Genomic DNA, 14,615 nt, shown 5'->3' with positions numbered 1-14,615 from the left:
CCTTGCCCTTCAATCTATGTCCAACGAAGAACAACTCAGCCTTTTTGACCTTTTACCTGATGGCGAAGCATCTACCCGGTCAGCCTTTGGGTCAGATTTGATTCCCACCAGTGCAAAAATACCCATTCCTCCCGGTACTTATCAAACCTTAGACCAACTAGCCAATCATTGCAACAAGTGCGATCGCTGTCGTTTGGGAGACACCCGCATTCATGCTGTCGTTGGACGCGGCAATCCACAAGCCCCGATAATGATTGTAGGCGAAGCACCCGGTCAAAATGAAGACGAGACGGGTTTGCCATTTGTTGGTAAAGCGGGTCAACTATTAGAAAAAATTCTCGCAGCGGTTGGATTGAGTAGTGAAAAAGATGTTTACATTTGTAATGTAAATAATTGCCGCCCACCAAATAACCGAGTTCCTAAGCCGGATGAAATCGCCGCTTGCAAACCTTATTTGCTAGAACAAATTCGCCTAGTCAATCCGAAAATTATTCTCTTAACTGGCGCGACCGCTGTCAAAGGTTTAACTGGAGATAAAAGAGGAATTACGAAAATTAGAGGCACTTGGATGGAATGGGAAGGGCGACTTTGTATGCCTATTTTACACCCAGCCTATTTGTTGCGAAATCCCTCAAAGGAAAGTGGCAGTCCGAAGTGGTTGATGTGGCAAGATATTCAAGCAGTTCGCGCTAAGTTAGATGAACTCAATTCGTAGGAAAATGTAAACAAAATTAATGGCTTAGCTGTCAACCCGCCTGCGAATCAATTCGCAGGCTAATAGCTGAAGTCCACTTAAGTGGACTAAATTTCTGATTCCACCAGTCGTCTTCAGACGACTTTCGCTATAAGAAAAGCGAATTGATTCGCAGGCGGGTAAATTCGCAGATATAGCAACCGATGAGTCGGTTAAGCCATAAATCTGGGGAGGGGCTAGGGGCTAGGGGCGAACGCGAGTGCGTGCCGGAGGCATTAGCATTCGGGTAGTAAATCTTCGGTTTTAACCAATAAATTATATGCCCGAATGCTTCGCCCCTACTGCCCTAATCGACGAGAGCGGTTGCTATACAAGATATCAAGGGCCGATCGCATTTTAACCATCAACGCAAATCGCATGGTAAAATCATAACAAAATCAATTGCTTCGTTGTCATCCCGCCTGCGAATCAATTCGCAGGCTAATAGCTGAAGTCCACTTAAGTGGACTGAATTTCTGCTTCCATCAGTCGTCTTCAGACGACTTTCGCTATTAGCCTGCGAATTGATTCGCAGGCGGGTGTGTTCGCAGATGCAAACGAATTGATTCGCAGGCGGGTGTGTTCGCAGATGCAAACGAATTGATTCGCAGGCGGGTATGTTCGCAGATGTAAGCGAATTGATTCGCAGGCGGGTATGTTCGCAGATGTAAGCGAATTGATTCGCAGGCGGGTATGTTCGCAGATGCAAGCAAATTGATTCCCAGACAGGCTAATTGTCCAAATCGACAAACCCTACTCCCCTTCAATATACCCTTTGATTGTCTCCACTGAAATGCTGACGGCTGGATTTTTAAATATCGCATCTAATGCTACCTTCAAAGCCTCAGTTCCACCAGCTTTTAAAGCACTCCACAACCGCGCTTTTATGGTGGGATTGCGCTTGATTTCTTCGTGAATCGCTGAAACTACAACATCTCGCTCGTCAGATTGGACGATTGTTTGGTTATTTTTAGCTAGTTAGTTAATCAGTTGATTTTCAGGTATGTTGTTGCGATGCCGCGCCAAAGCGTAAGAATGTGCTAAGAGCGCTGAAGCGTAAGAATGTGCTAAGAGCGCTGAAGCGCAACAACGTACCTTTGTTATCTATATTACTCTATATTACTCCAGCGAAAACCTATGACCTTAATTCTCACCAACGACGACGGCATCGATGCCCCAGGCATCCTAGCACTACAAAAAGCTGTCAACGGTAATGCCATAATTGTCGCGCCAAAAGACCATTTATCGGGTTGCGGTCATCAAGTTACTACCACTGGCGCTATTCACGTACAACGTCGATCGCAAACCGAATATGCTGTAGGTGGTACTCCGGCTGATTGCACGCGCCTTGCCATAACACATCTTTGTCAAAATGTCAAATGGGTACTTTCGGGCATTAACGCTGGCGGCAATATGGGTGTTGATGTTTACATTTCGGGTACTGTTGCTGCTGTGCGAGAAGCAGCAACGCACGGTATTCCAGGTATTGCAGTTTCTCATTATCGCAAAGGTAAGTTAAATGTTGATTGGGATACTGCTGCTAGATGGACGGCGAAAGTATTAGATGATTTGTTCGCTAGACCGATCGCACCCGGTACTTTCTGGAATGTTAATTTACCGCATCTTTTACCGGGAGAACCAGACCCAGAAGTAGTATTTTGCCAACCGAGTACGGAACCTTTACCAGTGAACTACCGAGTTGAAGGTGATGAATATTACTACCACGGCGAGTATGCAAAACGCGATCGCACTCCCGGCACCGATGTTGATGTCTGCTTCTCTGGTAAAATCGCTGTAACTCAACTAAAGCTGTAAAATAACTAAAGTAATAGTAGTAACAACTTGTGGAACCAACAGAAGAACAGTACCTAATTCTCAACGCCCTAGACACTTTGGATTTACTGGGATATACGTTCTATGATATAGAAACGGGAACTTGGTACATTGAAACACCAAGCCCTGTCTTGCCGATCTCGCGGCTGCTGCAAAATGGCGAAATAGTCCCTGTTGAACCGGAGTCAGAACTATGACAGAATCTACTCAAGTGCGGAAACAAAAGTATGAAAGATTCAAAGAACTGTTCGCGGTAGGACGCCAACGCTATCTAGATGCGGGAGGAGATCCTCACCGTCCATCAGGTAGCCTTCACGGTAATGACTACTTAACAGATGAAGAACGGCAAGAATTAATTGCTTTAGGACGAGAACTTGGTGGAGTAAAAATCATTGACGGTTACGTTCATACAGCAGGACGTTCTTGGAAATTACCAGAAAACTCACCTTTATTGAATAATCAAAGCGCATCTGAAGTAAAATCAGATAGTTAACTGTTGGGAATGAGTAAAAATGCGAATCTTAATCATGGGTGGTACCCGGTTTATCGGAGTTTATTTAACTAAAATTTTGGTTGCACAAGGTCACGAAGTTGTATTATTTAATCGCGGTAAGAAACCAGCGCCAGTTGAAGGTATACAACAAATTCACGGCGATCGCACTGACGCTTCGCAAATCAAAGAAAAGCTATCGTCTGAAAACTTTGATGCCATTTTTGATAACAACGGTCGCGAATTAAGCGATACTCAACCTTTAGCCGATATTTTTAAAGGTAAGGTAAAACATTTTGTCTACATGAGTTCGGCGGGAGTTTATCTCAAAACCGATGAATTACCCCATATTGAAGGCGATGCAATTGACCCAAAAAGTCGCCACAAAGGTAAGCACGAAACTGAAGCTTATTTAATCGAACAAGGATTGCCTTTTACCTCAATTCGGCCTACTTATATTTACGGCCCGCAGAATTATAATGATGTAGAAGCATGGTTTTTCGATCGCATCGTGCGCGATCGGCCCATCGCCATACCAGGTAACGGATTACACATCACCCAACTCGGTCATTGCAAAGACTTAGCAAATGCGATGGCAGCTGTGCTGGGTAATGAGAAAGCGATCGGGCAAGTGTATAATATATCAGGCGATCGCTACGTCACCTTTGATGGACTTGCACGCGCCTGTGCAATAGCAGTTGGCAGATCGGCTGATATAGAAATCGTACATTACGACCCCAAAAAGTTTGATTTCGGCAAACGCAAAGGTTTCCCGTTAAGAGTGCAGCACTTCTTCGCATCAGTAAACAAAGCGAAAACGGAACTAGGTTGGCATCCAGAATATAACCTTGTAGATGGATTGATAGATTCGTTAGTAAATGATTACCTTGCTTCTGGTCGAGGCAAAGCAGAGGTAGATTTCTCGGTAGATGATGAGATTTTGAAAGCCGTTCAAAGTTAATTGATAGGGTGGGCAATGCCCACTCTATCGCCCCTTTTCGAGTAAGGTAGGTTTAAAATGGCTTATAGTCAATTTAATTTGAGTAAAGTAAAAGAAGATTTTCACCTGACAACAGTGGAAAATACGAGGTTTTTACCAACAAATATAGAATCGATCGCACCTAGTCCCAGACTAATGGGTATTCTAGAAGAATTACCTTGGGCGATCGCAGTAGATACAGAAAAAGCGCGATCTGAAGTAATTATTAATCCAGTTTTGTTAGAAGTGCGACGAATTCTTAATCAAAAAATTAGCGTCTTTTCTGGGGAAGAATTCAACGTCGATATTGCATCTGGACTAAACGGTGTTTGCGACTTTTTAATTAGTCGTTCTCCCGAACAACTTACGGTAGAAGCACCTGCTATTGTAATAGTAGAAGCAAAAAAGTCAGATATTAAGTCAGGAATTGGACAATGTATTGCCGAAATGGTAGCTGCTCAAAAATTTAATTCAGCTAAGAATAAACCCATCCAAACAATTTTTGGTACGGTAAGTAGCGGTACGCAATGGCGCTTTCTCAAACTAGAAGAACAGACGGTGACAATTGATATGACTGATTATCCGCTACCGCCTGTAGAACAAATATTGGGATTTTTAGTTTGGATGGTACAGCAAGGGTAAATAAATAGAAACCCGGTTTTTCTAAAAAACCGGGTTTCTTAAAGAAAGGTAAATAGAAACCCGGTTTCTTAAAGAAACCGGGTTTCTGGTTGTAAATTAAGCATTTTCGTTATTGAGATTTTGAGGCCAAAGATAAATAGCACCGGAAATTAAAGTGAAAGCGACAGAAATCCAAAAGGCGATGAGGGAGGGGATTTGCCAAACTTCCGGTAAAGGCGCGATGAGAAGTGCGATCGCAACTATCTGACTCACCGTTTTCAGCTTACCCCAGATATTAGCTCCAGAAATAGAAGTTTGATTGACGCGCCAACCTGCGATCGCCAATTCCCGCGCTAAAATCAGAAACACTCCCCAAGCAGGCACCTGACCTTCCTCAATTAACGCCAGCAGTGGCCCAAGTACCAGCAATTTATCTACCAACGGATCGAGAAACTTGCCCAAGTCGGTAACTTGGTTAAGTTTTCTTGCCAGATAGCCATCCAACCAATCCGTACTGGCGGCTACCAGAAAAATTACCAAACAAATCCAACGGCTTGATTCTGTTGGGTTGTGCAAACCATAAAGCAGAAACGGCAACCCCAACAGACGGGAGAAAGTAATCCAATTTGGAATATTCATATAAAATTGAGCAGAAAGCGATCGGTTAACAGTCAACTACACAGAAAAGTGATTTTAACATATCAACATTAAAAAGGGATAAGGGATAACAGCCTTAAATTATTGTAAACAAGCGCAATTGGCAACCTGGAAATACTAACCTACAATAATTAAAAAAAAGCTTAATAAAAAAAACTATGACAAATCGCTGGGCTGATAAGCAACTGAAAAACTGCGAAGCGGCACTTATTTCGCTTGAGGCAGGCTTGACCCAGTTTAACCAAGCCACTACAGGACTAGCAGAAGCCGTAACCGCTGGGGCATCTCTGTCCTACATACAGGAAACCTATGCACTTAATTGGCAGAAAATCTGGCAGGAAATCGCACAGCAAAACCTTTGGGGGCCGCAATCATATCAGCTGTGTGAATGGTTGTACCAGGAGGAACAAGACATACAGCAACGCTTGCTGCACCTGGAATTGTTAATTTCCGAATATCGGCTGCATATTCATCACTCGATTCAAAAAGCCACCGACTTTTGGCTGGGATACGACGAAGGCAAAATTCGCTGCCGTACTCCTTATTCGCAAGAACCTTTCATCATCGGTCAGGCGACTTCTTACCACAAAGGAGAACTACTAGGCTGGCGTTACGCGATCGTCAAAAATGAAGTTCAAAACCTGCTGGATTGTTGCAACAATTCAACCAGCGAATTGTTCACTTGGGGATGAGCAGTTACGGTTTTCTTTTTCAGTGAGGTACAGCATTTTAAAGAGTGGAGGAGTGGGGGAGTGGGGGAGTGGGGGAGTGGAGGAGTGGAGGAGTGGAGGAGTGGGGGAGTGGAGGAGTGGGGGAGCAGAGGAGCAGAGGAGAAATTTTCTTGACAACTGACAACTGACCACTGACAACTGACCACTGACCACTGACAACTGACAACTGACCACTGACAACTGACCACTGACCACTGACCACTAGCTATAAATTTGCAATTCTCAAATTCCCGTTACTTGAGGTGAACAACAGTAACACCAGCACCACCTTCCGATCGGGCCGATAACTCAAAACGATCGACCAGCGGATGCCGCTTTAAGAATTCGTGAACCCCTTCCCGCAGCTTGCCAGTACCCTTACCGTGTATTATCCATAGCACTCCTGATGCTAATGCTTGACCTATAGCACGTTCAACCTCGCTTTCTGCATCTGCTACCCGACTACCCCGAATATCGAGAGTATTCTGGGATGTACGAATCGCCGGTTTGGGTTCTTGCTGCACAGACACCGCCTGTTTCCCCCGTGGGGTAGGCGTCTCGCCTGCCACAGGTTTCGGTTTAGCTGGAAGTTCTGGTTTCTGACCATCTAGGGATTCAATATCTTCTAAAGATACTGTCATTTTCATCATCCCAAACCGGATAGTCAGCTGACCGTTTTCGTTAGGAGAACTCAGCACTTCAGCAGTTTGTCCCAATCGGGGAATACGAATGCGATCGCCTTCAGAAGGCATAAACCCAGGTTTGGGTTTTGCTGGCGGTTTTGGCAAATGACGTTGAGCAATTTGATTGATTGCTTCGGTTGCAGCTACTGCATCTTGAGCCGTCATCGGCCCTTGTTGCAAGCGACGAATTACCTGTGCAATTTCACCTTTAGCTTCAGCAAGCGCTTTCTGCACTTCCTGTTCCTTTTGTTGTTCCAACAGTCGTTCTCTTTCCTGCAAAGCAGCTGCCTTCTGGGAAACCTCCTGACAAAAACGCTCTGCCTGTTTCAACACTTGCGCTGTTTCTTCTGCCTTGGTTTCCTGAAGTTTGCGTTGCGCTTCTAACCCAGCAATTACCTCGTTTACTTCTTGGGAAGTTTCTCCTACATAGGTTTGGGCGTTTTCAACTACTTCTTGATTCAGTCCCAGGCGTCGCGCAATTGCGAGTGCGTTGGAACGACCGGGTATTCCCCAAAGTAGTCGATAAGTAGGCGAAAGACTAACATCATCAAATTCTACAGAAGCGTTTTCAAAGCGATCGTCTTGATATTTCAGCGCCTTGAGTTCGCCAAAGTGGGTGGTAGCAATGGTGAGTTGTGCGGAATCTGCCAGATATTTTAACAGTGCGATCGCCAAAGCACTCCCTTCCGCCGGGTCAGTACCTGCGCCAACTTCATCCAGCAATACCAGGGATTGGGGACTGGGGATTGGGGACTGGGGATTGGGAATTTCCTCCTCCTCTGCTCCCTTTTCTCCAATTGCTTCTAAAATCCGACTGATGCGGCGAATATGACCGGAAAAGGTAGATAAACTTTGTTCTAACGATTGTTCATCCCCAATATCTGCTAAAACTTGGTCAAACCAAGGCAATTCTACAGGTTCTCTTGCGGGTACAAATAAACCCACTTTCGCCATCAGCGACGCCAAACCCAGCGTTTTCAGGGTAACCGTTTTACCACCAGTGTTGGGGCCGGTAATAGTTACTACTCGAATTTGCGGCCCAATCAGTAAATCCACTGGCACTACTGCTGCGCCTTGTTCGTGCTGATATTGCCAAACCAGTAGAGGATGGCGCAATTGCCGTAGGGTAACGGTTTCTCCCTCTGTGCGATCGACAAATCTAGGTGGATTAGCTTGCAACCAGTAACTGTAACGCGCTCTAGCAGTTGCCAAATCTAATGTAGTTGCGATCGCCAACAACCTCTCCAAATCCGGTAGAACTGCGGCGACCTGCTCAGTCAAAGCTTTGCGAATTGTTTCTTCCTCAGCTTGCTCTTGGCGGATCGACATCCGCATCTGGTTCCCTAGCGACACGACTGCATTCGGTTCCACATAAAGGGTAACGCCGCTCATCGAAGAATCGTGAACGATACCGGGAATGGCATCTTTGCTAGTTGCTTTGACGGGAATCACAAAGCGATCGCCCCTTTGGGTAATCACCTGTTCCTGCACCGCACCGGATTGTCGCTGCAAAATCCCCTGCAATACTTGGTATATCCTGTCTCGCTGTTGCCGCATTTGCAGCCGAATTCCAGCGAGTTTGGTGCTAGCTCTGTCTGCTACTTGGCCGCGATCGTCAATACAGCGGTGAATTTCCTGCTCTAGCTCTGGATAAGTCCGCAAATCTGCGACTAGCTCTGTCAGGACGGGCAAATCTTCTTGGTTGTCGATGACTCGGCGCAGCTGCCTTGTCCCCGCCAGGGTCGTCGCTATATTCAGCAACTCTTCTCCAGACAAAATACCTTGGAGTCCTGCTCGCTCCAAAGCATCTCCTATATCACAAATTCCATCAAATGTCCAGCTTGATGTCAGACGAGTTTCGAGTTTGTAAACTTCTTTAGTTTGTGCTATTAAAGTCAGGCTCTCATCTTGAGTTGGCGGGATTTGGAGATGACGAGATGCGATCGCTCCCAGCTTAGTGGCAGCAAAAGTAGACAAATGTTGGCACAGGCGCGGCCATTCGAGTAGTTCTAAAGTCTCAGATTGAATCAAAGCTTAATATTATGATTTGAACGTAAGGTGATGATCGAGAGGCGCTCTAATTCCCAGGATAAAATAAGAACACCCCGTTTTGGCATATTCCAAAGGTCATGTCCCAACCAACGCTAACTGACGTTTCATTAAACCCGACCTTAGAGCGCCTGAAGCAACTTGCTCAACTGGAACCAGATTGGGATTCATACGGAGCAGAGCAAGTCTCTTCCGTTGCCTTGGTTGCAGCTTTTGAAATTCTAGTTACTGTCAAAGAGCAACTTTCTAATCAGGTTAGAGAACCACTTCCATCATTTGTGGCACCGCTTGCCGATGGAGGCTTGCAGCTAGAATGGAGCAGTTCGCTCTTAGATATCGAAGTTGAAATCGGCCCAGGTGGAGATTTCAGCTATGTACTCATACAAGGACAGGGTACAAATCGAAAGTTTGAGGAAAAACATCAAGTTTCTTTGGACGAAGTGCTGAACCTGCTATCTCAAGTCCTGATTATCTAAGTCAAGGGGTGAGAATGTCGGAAGAAATTGCCGAGTTGGAAGAAATTGCAGACAACGATCGGCTGTATCGGCGACTTAGTATTAACTCCCATATTAATCCAAAAACCGGCAAAGTTAGCTCTGCTGCTTTCAAGCGGAATAAAAAGCCAGAAAATAGCATTTCTGTTGACCTTGCCAGGTTAACAACTCCGCAAGAAACTTTAGATCGCGTTGGTGACAGGAAAAACCATTTTGTACTGGGTGTTTTGGTAGCGGGAGATGCTCGTTCTATAGGTTTTTCTGTGCGTCACGATCCGATTTTGCCAGAAAACCCAGCCCATTCTCTGATTGAGGGGCAAAACGACGGAGAAAAATGCAGCCGTCTTGCCGAGGCTACAACTATCCTCAGTCCGCCCGCGTAAACCTAATTATAGATGTTCTTGATAGCAGCAAACGTTGCTAGTTCTTGCTAGCAGAAGCAACCGCTACAGGTTCGTAAAGATACTCAAAACCATTGCCGTCGGGATCGCGACCGTAGAAAGAAGCAGTACCATCTCGATGATCGTGGATATGGCTGACTTTAACACCTTGGGCTTTCAGCAGCTCGTAGGCGGCTTCAATTTCCGTGCGATCGCTAAAAACAAACCCAAAATGCGGCCCAGCTTGGTCGTAGCCGGGACTTAAGAGCGCCAAACCATCTTCCCCAGCTTTGAGATAAGCCCAGTCAGCATCCTTCCAGACTAACTCCATCCCCATGTTTTGGTAGAACTCAGCAGCCCGATCGATATCTTGCACGCAAATAGCCACGTGGCCCAGTCGTTTCAGCTTCATAGATTAAAAATCTTAACGTTTCTCCCTATATTTCATTGTATGGCAGTTACTTTAGAGTTAGTTTTGCTGCCTTCTTTTCTTTCATACTGAAGGCAGATAATCTGGCTCCGCCACGCTACGCAAACGCACCCTATGCTGTTTAACTCAGCCAACCTGCCCTACTGGATTTTCTTGATAATGGGAGTTTTATTATTCCTATTAGTGATTGTTTCGGGTGGGGGAGACGATGACCTCGATTTAGACGCCGATGTCGATGTTGATGTTGATGTAGACGATGGCGGTTTGCACTTCGACACAGACACCGATACCGACGCTAACTTTAACCCACTGCTAATACTTGGATGGCTGGGTTTTGGTAAAGCACCCCTGATTTTATTACTAGCTACAGATTTTAGTCTCTTGGGCCTGATTGGCTGGATGCTCAACGTCAGCTTAGCCAGCATCTTAGGCAATATCCCCAAAGGTTTTCTAGCAGGAGTTGTAGCGGTAGTAGCCCTAGTAATTAGTTTATTTGCAGGTAGCCTGATCGCCCGACCGATGGGCAAAATCTTTGCTTCCTTTGGAGAGGATGCCAGCAGCGATCGCGTGATTGGTTGCATCGGCACAGTTACTTCTGCCACAATACCGATCGAAAACCAAGGCAAAATTGGGCAAGTGGACGTGATCGACTCAGCTCGCAATCTTGTCACCATCAGTGCCGCATTACCCGAATGGGCAAAAGTTGTCCCTTGCCGGGGCCAAAAAGTCTTGGTGATCGATCGCCAACCCCAAAGCTATCTCGTCGTTGTCAAAGACAGTTCCGATCAAGATCGTTGGCTAGAAAACACCCCCAAAAGCAAAACTTCCCAGTAATGTTTCCAATACCCATTTTACTAAATACCCCCAAATAAAAGATCCCATTAGGATTGAATCGCTATGCTTTTTTGGCTAACTTTCATCCAATCTTTACCAGTTGTCGCCGCTGCTGAAGTTGCACCGACACCCTTACAAACAGAGGTGAATTCAAAAGATTCGAGGTCAAGTTTAATGGCTCAAACACTTTATCCAGAAACCGTTCAGCCTACACTTGCCCAAGTTGATCTATTAGGTGGAGGCGTTACCTTCTTCGCCGGACTCGTTGCTGCTTTAGTGATATTGCTGCTATTAAGCATTTGGGCTTATACGCGGGTTTATGTCATTACACCCACCAACGAAGCTTTTGTCAGAACTGGCGGCGTTTTTATTAAGAAGAAAACCGTATTTCTCAACGGCGGTTGTATTGTTCTGCCGGGATTTCACGAACTCACCCGCGTACCCCTGAGAGAAATTTCCATTGATGTTGAGCGCACTGGCAAACTGGCAGTTCGCACCAAAGACTATTTGAGAGCTGACATGAGAGTTACCTTTTATGTCTGCATCACAGCTTCTGACGAAGATGTATTGACTGCTGCGGCTCGACTTTCTATGCAAGGGAAAATTACCCCAGAAAACATTAAAAATGCTTTAGAAAAACGGGCGGATGATGCCATTCGTGCTGCCGCGAAAACCAAAGATTTGGCAGAAATTGATTCAGATAAGTTAGGGTTTGCCCAAGAAGTATTGAATTTGGTTGAACCCGATTTGAAACGAGTTGGTTTAACCCTGAATAATATCGCCATTTCCGAAATAGAAGAAGGCGATACCTACGACACCAATAATTTCTTCGATGCTCAAGGGGTGCGCCTGCGGACGGAAACAATTCAAAAATCGATTCAGCAAAAACGAGAAGTTGAACTGACAACCCAAGTTTCAATCGAACAGAAAGAACTAGATGCCCAAAAACGCTCTCTTCAAATTGCCCAAGAGAAAGAAGCTGCCAAAATAGAGCAGCAGTTACAAGTAGAAGCATTGAAGGCTCAAAAAGAGCGGGAAATTCAAGGTGCAAAAGACACCGAAGCTGCTACAGTTCTGCGGACGAAGATATTGCAAGACAGGTCGGTTGAAGAAGAACAAATTCGCAAGAAACTATCGGTGCAACAAAGCCAAATTGAGGCAGATATTTCTCTAGAAGAACGCAATAAACAACTCAAAGTGGCGCAAGCACTGCAAAAACAAGAAGCGGAAACGGCGGAAATTACCCGTCAGCAAACAGTAGAAGCTGCTAAGCTAAAAGCGCAAGTACAAATAGCTGAGTCGGAACGAGAAGCGCGACTAGCTCAAGAAGATGTTGCTATTGCAGTTGCCAACAAAAAACGCGAAAGCTTTGTCGCTGAAGCACAAAAAGCCAAAGCAGAAGGATCGGTAACAACAGCAAGCGCTGTTGAAAAAGCAGAACGCGATAAACAACTATCAATTATTGCAGCAGAAAGAGAAGCGCAAGAACGTCGTATTTCCGATCAAAACGTCGTGGAAATTGATGTTTTCCGGCGCAGAAGGCAAGCAGAAATCGCCCAACAAGCGGCAGAATTGGAAGCCGAAGCTATTCGTACTTTGGCACAAGCTAACCGCGATAAAGCTTTAGCAGAAGCGGAAGGTGTTGCTGCGAAAATATCAGCGGAAAATACGATCAGCAACGCTAACCTAAGTGCCAAAATTATTACCACAATTTGGCCTGAACTGTCAGACAAGCTGCCAGAAATTATGCAAGCTTTGGCACCGCAACCAGGTGTTTTAGGTGATGCCAGAATTTACTCTTTTCCAGGTGCTAATGGCAACAACGGTAATGGTGCTACCGATGTGAATAAGCTGCTGTTATCAACCAGTGGTTTAGCACTAATTAACACATTGCTGGATGAGGGTAAATTGGGAGCGTTAATTGCACAGGTAAAGCAGTTGGTGAGTAACGATGGCAATCATAATTCATCAGTTTCAGACACATCGCAAGCACAATCAACTCCAACAGCAGCAAAACGGCAAATGACTGACTCATCTACATCACGACGAGTAACGCCAATGTCAACTCCTTCCACAGCACCGAAATCTATTGGTAAAGATGATAAAGAAGGATTGACATCCTAAAAGTAGCTTTCTCGTGACCAGGTTGAACCTGGTCACGAAATCCGGGAAGTTCTACTTCCTCTGCTGCAAACTCTCAGTATCAAATATTTAAAATGGTCACAATGTTTAAGATATAATCAGTAAATCCCAAAGAGGAAAATCATGGTACAGTACAATTCGCAGCAATATCTTCCATCCTCTGAAGAACTACTTGAATCTGACGAAACCCCTGTGGACAATGAACTCCAAAACTTAATCCCCAACCTATTATTAGCAATTCTGGCAACAATCTGGTCAAATCGCCAAGATTGGTTTTTTGGCGTCGATATGGCAATTTACCACACTTCCAATGAACCGGCGATTGTTCCTGATGGTTTCCTCAGTTTAGGTGTAAATCGTTTTGTTGGCGAACAAGGACGTTTAAGTTATGTCGTTTGGCAAGAAAACGGAGTAATACCAATCTTGGTATTAGAAGTAGTTTCCAAAACTTACAGAGGAGAATACAAACAAAAGAAAATAGATTATGCCGAACTGGGAGTTTTGTACTATGTAATTTATAAGCCGGTTCGTTATCATAGTAGACGAGGAGATGCTTTTGAAGTTCATCGCTTAGTCAATGGTGACTATATCCGACAAACAGGTGAACCTGTGTGGATGCCAGAAATAGGTTTAGGAATTGGCAGAGAAACGGGAATTTATAAAGGTTGGATGCGAGAGTGGTTGTTTTGGTATGACGAAAATGGGAGAAAATACCTTTCTCCTGATGAATTAATCCAGCAAGCGGAACAACGCGCTGAACAACAAAGGCAACGTGCTGAACAATTGGCAGCGAAATTGAGGGAATTGGGAATAGAATTGGATGAAGATTGACAATAAAATGATTAAATCAGAAATTGGGAATAGAAATTATGGTACAGTACGAACCGTTGCAATATCTTCCATCCTCGGAAGAATTACCATCTTCTGACGAAACTCCTGTGGACAATGAACTGCAAGATTTAGTTCCGCACTTATTAAAAGCCATCTTAAGCATAATTTGGCAAGAGCGTACCGACTGGTTTTTTGGCGTAGATATGGGAATTTACCATGAGCGCAATGTCAACCCACCTGCACCGATTATTCCTGATGGTTTCTTGAGTTTAGGTGTAGAGCGATTCAGAACTCGCGCCAAAGGTAGAACCGGACGTTTAAGCTACGTTTTGTGGGAAGAAAATGGAATTTTACCAGTTTTGGTATTAGAAGTAATTTCCCAAACTTACGGCGAAGAATACGGACAGAAAAAGATAGATTATGCAGAATTGCGAATTTTATATTATGTAATTTACGATGCCGATCGCTATCAGACTCGTCGGGGAGAACCTCTAGAAGTATATCGCTTAGTTGATGGAGTGTATATCCAACAACCAGGTGAACCCGTTTGGATACCTGAAATAGGTTTGGCAATTGGCAGAGAAATGGGAACCTATCTAGGATGGACGCGAGAATGGTTGTTCTGGTATGACGAAGAAGGAAGAAAATATCTTTCGCCTGATGAAGCAAGACAGCACGCGGAAGAACGTGCAGAAAGATTGGCGGCACAATTAAGGGCGTTGGGAATTGAACCGGAGGAAGTTTGAAAA

The 14,615-nt window shown here is 44.8% G+C and carries 18 protein-coding genes; 14 read left to right on the top strand and 4 right to left on the bottom strand.

What is annotated here, in order from left to right:
* Positions 1-16: 16 nt before the first annotated feature.
* The 7 genes from LAY57_RS03675 to LAY57_RS03645 all read left to right on the top strand — a co-directional run bounded on the left by LAY57_RS03675 (position 17) and on the right by LAY57_RS03645 (position 4,677).
* Complete coding sequence (locus LAY57_RS03675) at positions 17-715, top strand: uracil-DNA glycosylase (protein WP_249064943.1); 699 nt, start codon at positions 17-19, stop codon at positions 713-715.
* A 793-nt stretch (positions 716-1,508) separates the two neighbouring features.
* Entirely contained in the window at positions 1,509-1,649 is a 141-nt protein-coding gene (locus LAY57_RS03670; RefSeq protein ID WP_249064942.1) for a hypothetical protein, read from the top strand.
* 221 nt (positions 1,650-1,870) lie between these two features.
* On the top strand, positions 1,871-2,548 hold the full coding sequence (gene surE, locus LAY57_RS03665) for a 5'/3'-nucleotidase SurE (RefSeq protein WP_249064941.1): 678 nt from the start codon (positions 1,871-1,873) through the stop codon (positions 2,546-2,548).
* Positions 2,549-2,577: 29 nt separating this feature from the next.
* Positions 2,578-2,763 (top strand): hypothetical protein, encoded by a 186-nt coding sequence (locus LAY57_RS03660; RefSeq protein WP_249064940.1) that lies wholly within the window; start codon positions 2,578-2,580, stop codon positions 2,761-2,763.
* Positions 2,760-3,059, top strand: a complete 300-nt coding sequence (locus LAY57_RS03655; protein WP_249064939.1) for a hypothetical protein — start codon at positions 2,760-2,762, stop codon at positions 3,057-3,059. Before LAY57_RS03660 ends, LAY57_RS03655 begins: the two co-directional genes overlap by 4 nt.
* Positions 3,060-3,078: 19 nt before the next feature.
* Positions 3,079-4,017, top strand: coding sequence for an NAD-dependent epimerase/dehydratase family protein (locus tag LAY57_RS03650; protein WP_249064938.1), 939 nt, complete (start codon positions 3,079-3,081; stop codon positions 4,015-4,017).
* Between the two features lie 57 nt (positions 4,018-4,074).
* The gene (locus LAY57_RS03645; protein ID WP_249064937.1) at positions 4,075-4,677 is read left to right on the top strand and encodes a hypothetical protein; all 603 of its coding nucleotides are present in this window, start codon (positions 4,075-4,077) and stop codon (positions 4,675-4,677) included.
* 96 nt (positions 4,678-4,773) lie between these two features.
* Here the strand turns inward: LAY57_RS03645 and pgsA are convergent, their stop codons facing one another.
* Positions 4,774-5,295: a CDP-diacylglycerol--glycerol-3-phosphate 3-phosphatidyltransferase gene (gene pgsA, locus LAY57_RS03640; protein WP_249064936.1), complete on the bottom strand. Its 522-nt coding sequence runs from the start codon at positions 5,293-5,295 to the stop codon at positions 4,774-4,776.
* Positions 5,296-5,471: 176 nt separating this feature from the next.
* Here pgsA and LAY57_RS03635 point away from each other — a divergent pair, with 176 nt between their 5' ends.
* Positions 5,472-6,005, top strand: coding sequence for a hypothetical protein (locus tag LAY57_RS03635; protein ID WP_249064935.1), 534 nt, complete (start codon positions 5,472-5,474; stop codon positions 6,003-6,005).
* A gap of 37 nt (positions 6,006-6,042) precedes the next feature.
* Here the strand turns inward: LAY57_RS03635 and LAY57_RS03630 are convergent, their stop codons facing one another.
* Positions 6,043-6,246, bottom strand: coding sequence for a hypothetical protein (locus tag LAY57_RS03630; protein ID WP_249064934.1), 204 nt, complete (start codon positions 6,244-6,246; stop codon positions 6,043-6,045).
* 31 nt (positions 6,247-6,277) lie between these two features.
* Positions 6,278-8,737: an endonuclease MutS2 gene (locus LAY57_RS03625; RefSeq protein ID WP_249064933.1), complete on the bottom strand. Its 2,460-nt coding sequence runs from the start codon at positions 8,735-8,737 to the stop codon at positions 6,278-6,280.
* 98 nt (positions 8,738-8,835) lie between these two features.
* Here LAY57_RS03625 and LAY57_RS03620 point away from each other — a divergent pair, with 98 nt between their 5' ends.
* Together LAY57_RS03620 and LAY57_RS03615 are read left to right on the top strand one after the other, a co-directional pair.
* On the top strand, positions 8,836-9,231 hold the full coding sequence (locus LAY57_RS03620) for a hypothetical protein (protein ID WP_249064932.1): 396 nt from the start codon (positions 8,836-8,838) through the stop codon (positions 9,229-9,231).
* Between the two features lie 14 nt (positions 9,232-9,245).
* Positions 9,246-9,632, top strand: coding sequence for a hypothetical protein (locus tag LAY57_RS03615; protein ID WP_249064931.1), 387 nt, complete (start codon positions 9,246-9,248; stop codon positions 9,630-9,632).
* A 37-nt stretch (positions 9,633-9,669) separates the two neighbouring features.
* On the opposite strand, the gene LAY57_RS03610 is transcribed toward LAY57_RS03615, so the two are convergent.
* Positions 9,670-10,041 carry a VOC family protein gene (locus LAY57_RS03610; protein WP_249064930.1) on the bottom strand — a complete coding sequence of 124 codons (372 nt, stop codon included), beginning with the start codon at positions 10,039-10,041 and terminating at the stop codon, positions 9,670-9,672.
* Positions 10,042-10,173: 132 nt separating this feature from the next.
* Between LAY57_RS03610 and LAY57_RS03605 the strand changes: the two genes are divergently transcribed.
* The 4 genes from LAY57_RS03605 (at position 10,174) to LAY57_RS03590 (ending at position 14,612) form a co-directional block, all read left to right on the top strand.
* Entirely contained in the window at positions 10,174-10,893 is a 720-nt protein-coding gene (locus LAY57_RS03605) for an OB-fold-containig protein (RefSeq protein WP_249064929.1), read from the top strand.
* 63 nt (positions 10,894-10,956) lie between these two features.
* Entirely contained in the window at positions 10,957-13,017 is a 2,061-nt protein-coding gene (locus LAY57_RS03600; protein ID WP_249064928.1) for an SPFH domain-containing protein, read from the top strand.
* A 141-nt stretch (positions 13,018-13,158) separates the two neighbouring features.
* Complete coding sequence (locus LAY57_RS03595; RefSeq protein ID WP_249064927.1) at positions 13,159-13,866, top strand: Uma2 family endonuclease; 708 nt, start codon at positions 13,159-13,161, stop codon at positions 13,864-13,866.
* A 38-nt stretch (positions 13,867-13,904) separates the two neighbouring features.
* The gene (locus LAY57_RS03590; protein ID WP_249064926.1) at positions 13,905-14,612 is read left to right on the top strand and encodes a Uma2 family endonuclease; all 708 of its coding nucleotides are present in this window, start codon (positions 13,905-13,907) and stop codon (positions 14,610-14,612) included.
* The last annotated feature ends 3 nt before the right edge of the window (positions 14,613-14,615 follow it).

It is taken from the genome of Argonema antarcticum A004/B2 (assembly GCF_023333585.1).
Lineage (GTDB): Bacteria > Cyanobacteriota > Cyanobacteriia > Cyanobacteriales > Aerosakkonemataceae > Argonema > Argonema antarcticum.
The sequence above is the reverse complement of the archived record's forward strand: the minus strand, read 5'-3'. Positions and strand labels throughout refer to the sequence as shown.

What these genes read in the sequence shown, in the direction of transcription:
- LAY57_RS03620 (WP_249064932.1), top strand. Translation starts at nt 8,836, where the DNA reads ATGTCCCAACCAACGCTAACTGACGTTTCATTAAACCCGACCTTAGAG.
- LAY57_RS03600 (WP_249064928.1), top strand. Translation starts at nt 10,957, where the DNA reads ATGCTTTTTTGGCTAACTTTCATCCAATCTTTACCAGTTGTCGCCGCT.
- LAY57_RS03615 (WP_249064931.1), top strand. Translation starts at nt 9,246, where the DNA reads ATGTCGGAAGAAATTGCCGAGTTGGAAGAAATTGCAGACAACGATCGG.
- LAY57_RS03610 (WP_249064930.1), bottom strand. Translation starts at nt 10,041, where the DNA reads ATGAAGCTGAAACGACTGGGCCACGTGGCTATTTGCGTGCAAGATATC.
- LAY57_RS03590 (WP_249064926.1), top strand. Translation starts at nt 13,905, where the DNA reads ATGGTACAGTACGAACCGTTGCAATATCTTCCATCCTCGGAAGAATTA.
- LAY57_RS03675 (WP_249064943.1), top strand. Translation starts at nt 17, where the DNA reads ATGTCCAACGAAGAACAACTCAGCCTTTTTGACCTTTTACCTGATGGC.
- LAY57_RS03595 (WP_249064927.1), top strand. Translation starts at nt 13,159, where the DNA reads ATGGTACAGTACAATTCGCAGCAATATCTTCCATCCTCTGAAGAACTA.
- surE (WP_249064941.1), top strand. Translation starts at nt 1,871, where the DNA reads ATGACCTTAATTCTCACCAACGACGACGGCATCGATGCCCCAGGCATC.
- LAY57_RS03650 (WP_249064938.1), top strand. Translation starts at nt 3,079, where the DNA reads ATGCGAATCTTAATCATGGGTGGTACCCGGTTTATCGGAGTTTATTTA.
- LAY57_RS03655 (WP_249064939.1), top strand. Translation starts at nt 2,760, where the DNA reads ATGACAGAATCTACTCAAGTGCGGAAACAAAAGTATGAAAGATTCAAA.
- LAY57_RS03645 (WP_249064937.1), top strand. Translation starts at nt 4,075, where the DNA reads ATGGCTTATAGTCAATTTAATTTGAGTAAAGTAAAAGAAGATTTTCAC.
- LAY57_RS03635 (WP_249064935.1), top strand. Translation starts at nt 5,472, where the DNA reads ATGACAAATCGCTGGGCTGATAAGCAACTGAAAAACTGCGAAGCGGCA.
- LAY57_RS03605 (WP_249064929.1), top strand. Translation starts at nt 10,174, where the DNA reads ATGCTGTTTAACTCAGCCAACCTGCCCTACTGGATTTTCTTGATAATG.
- pgsA (WP_249064936.1), bottom strand. Translation starts at nt 5,295, where the DNA reads ATGAATATTCCAAATTGGATTACTTTCTCCCGTCTGTTGGGGTTGCCG.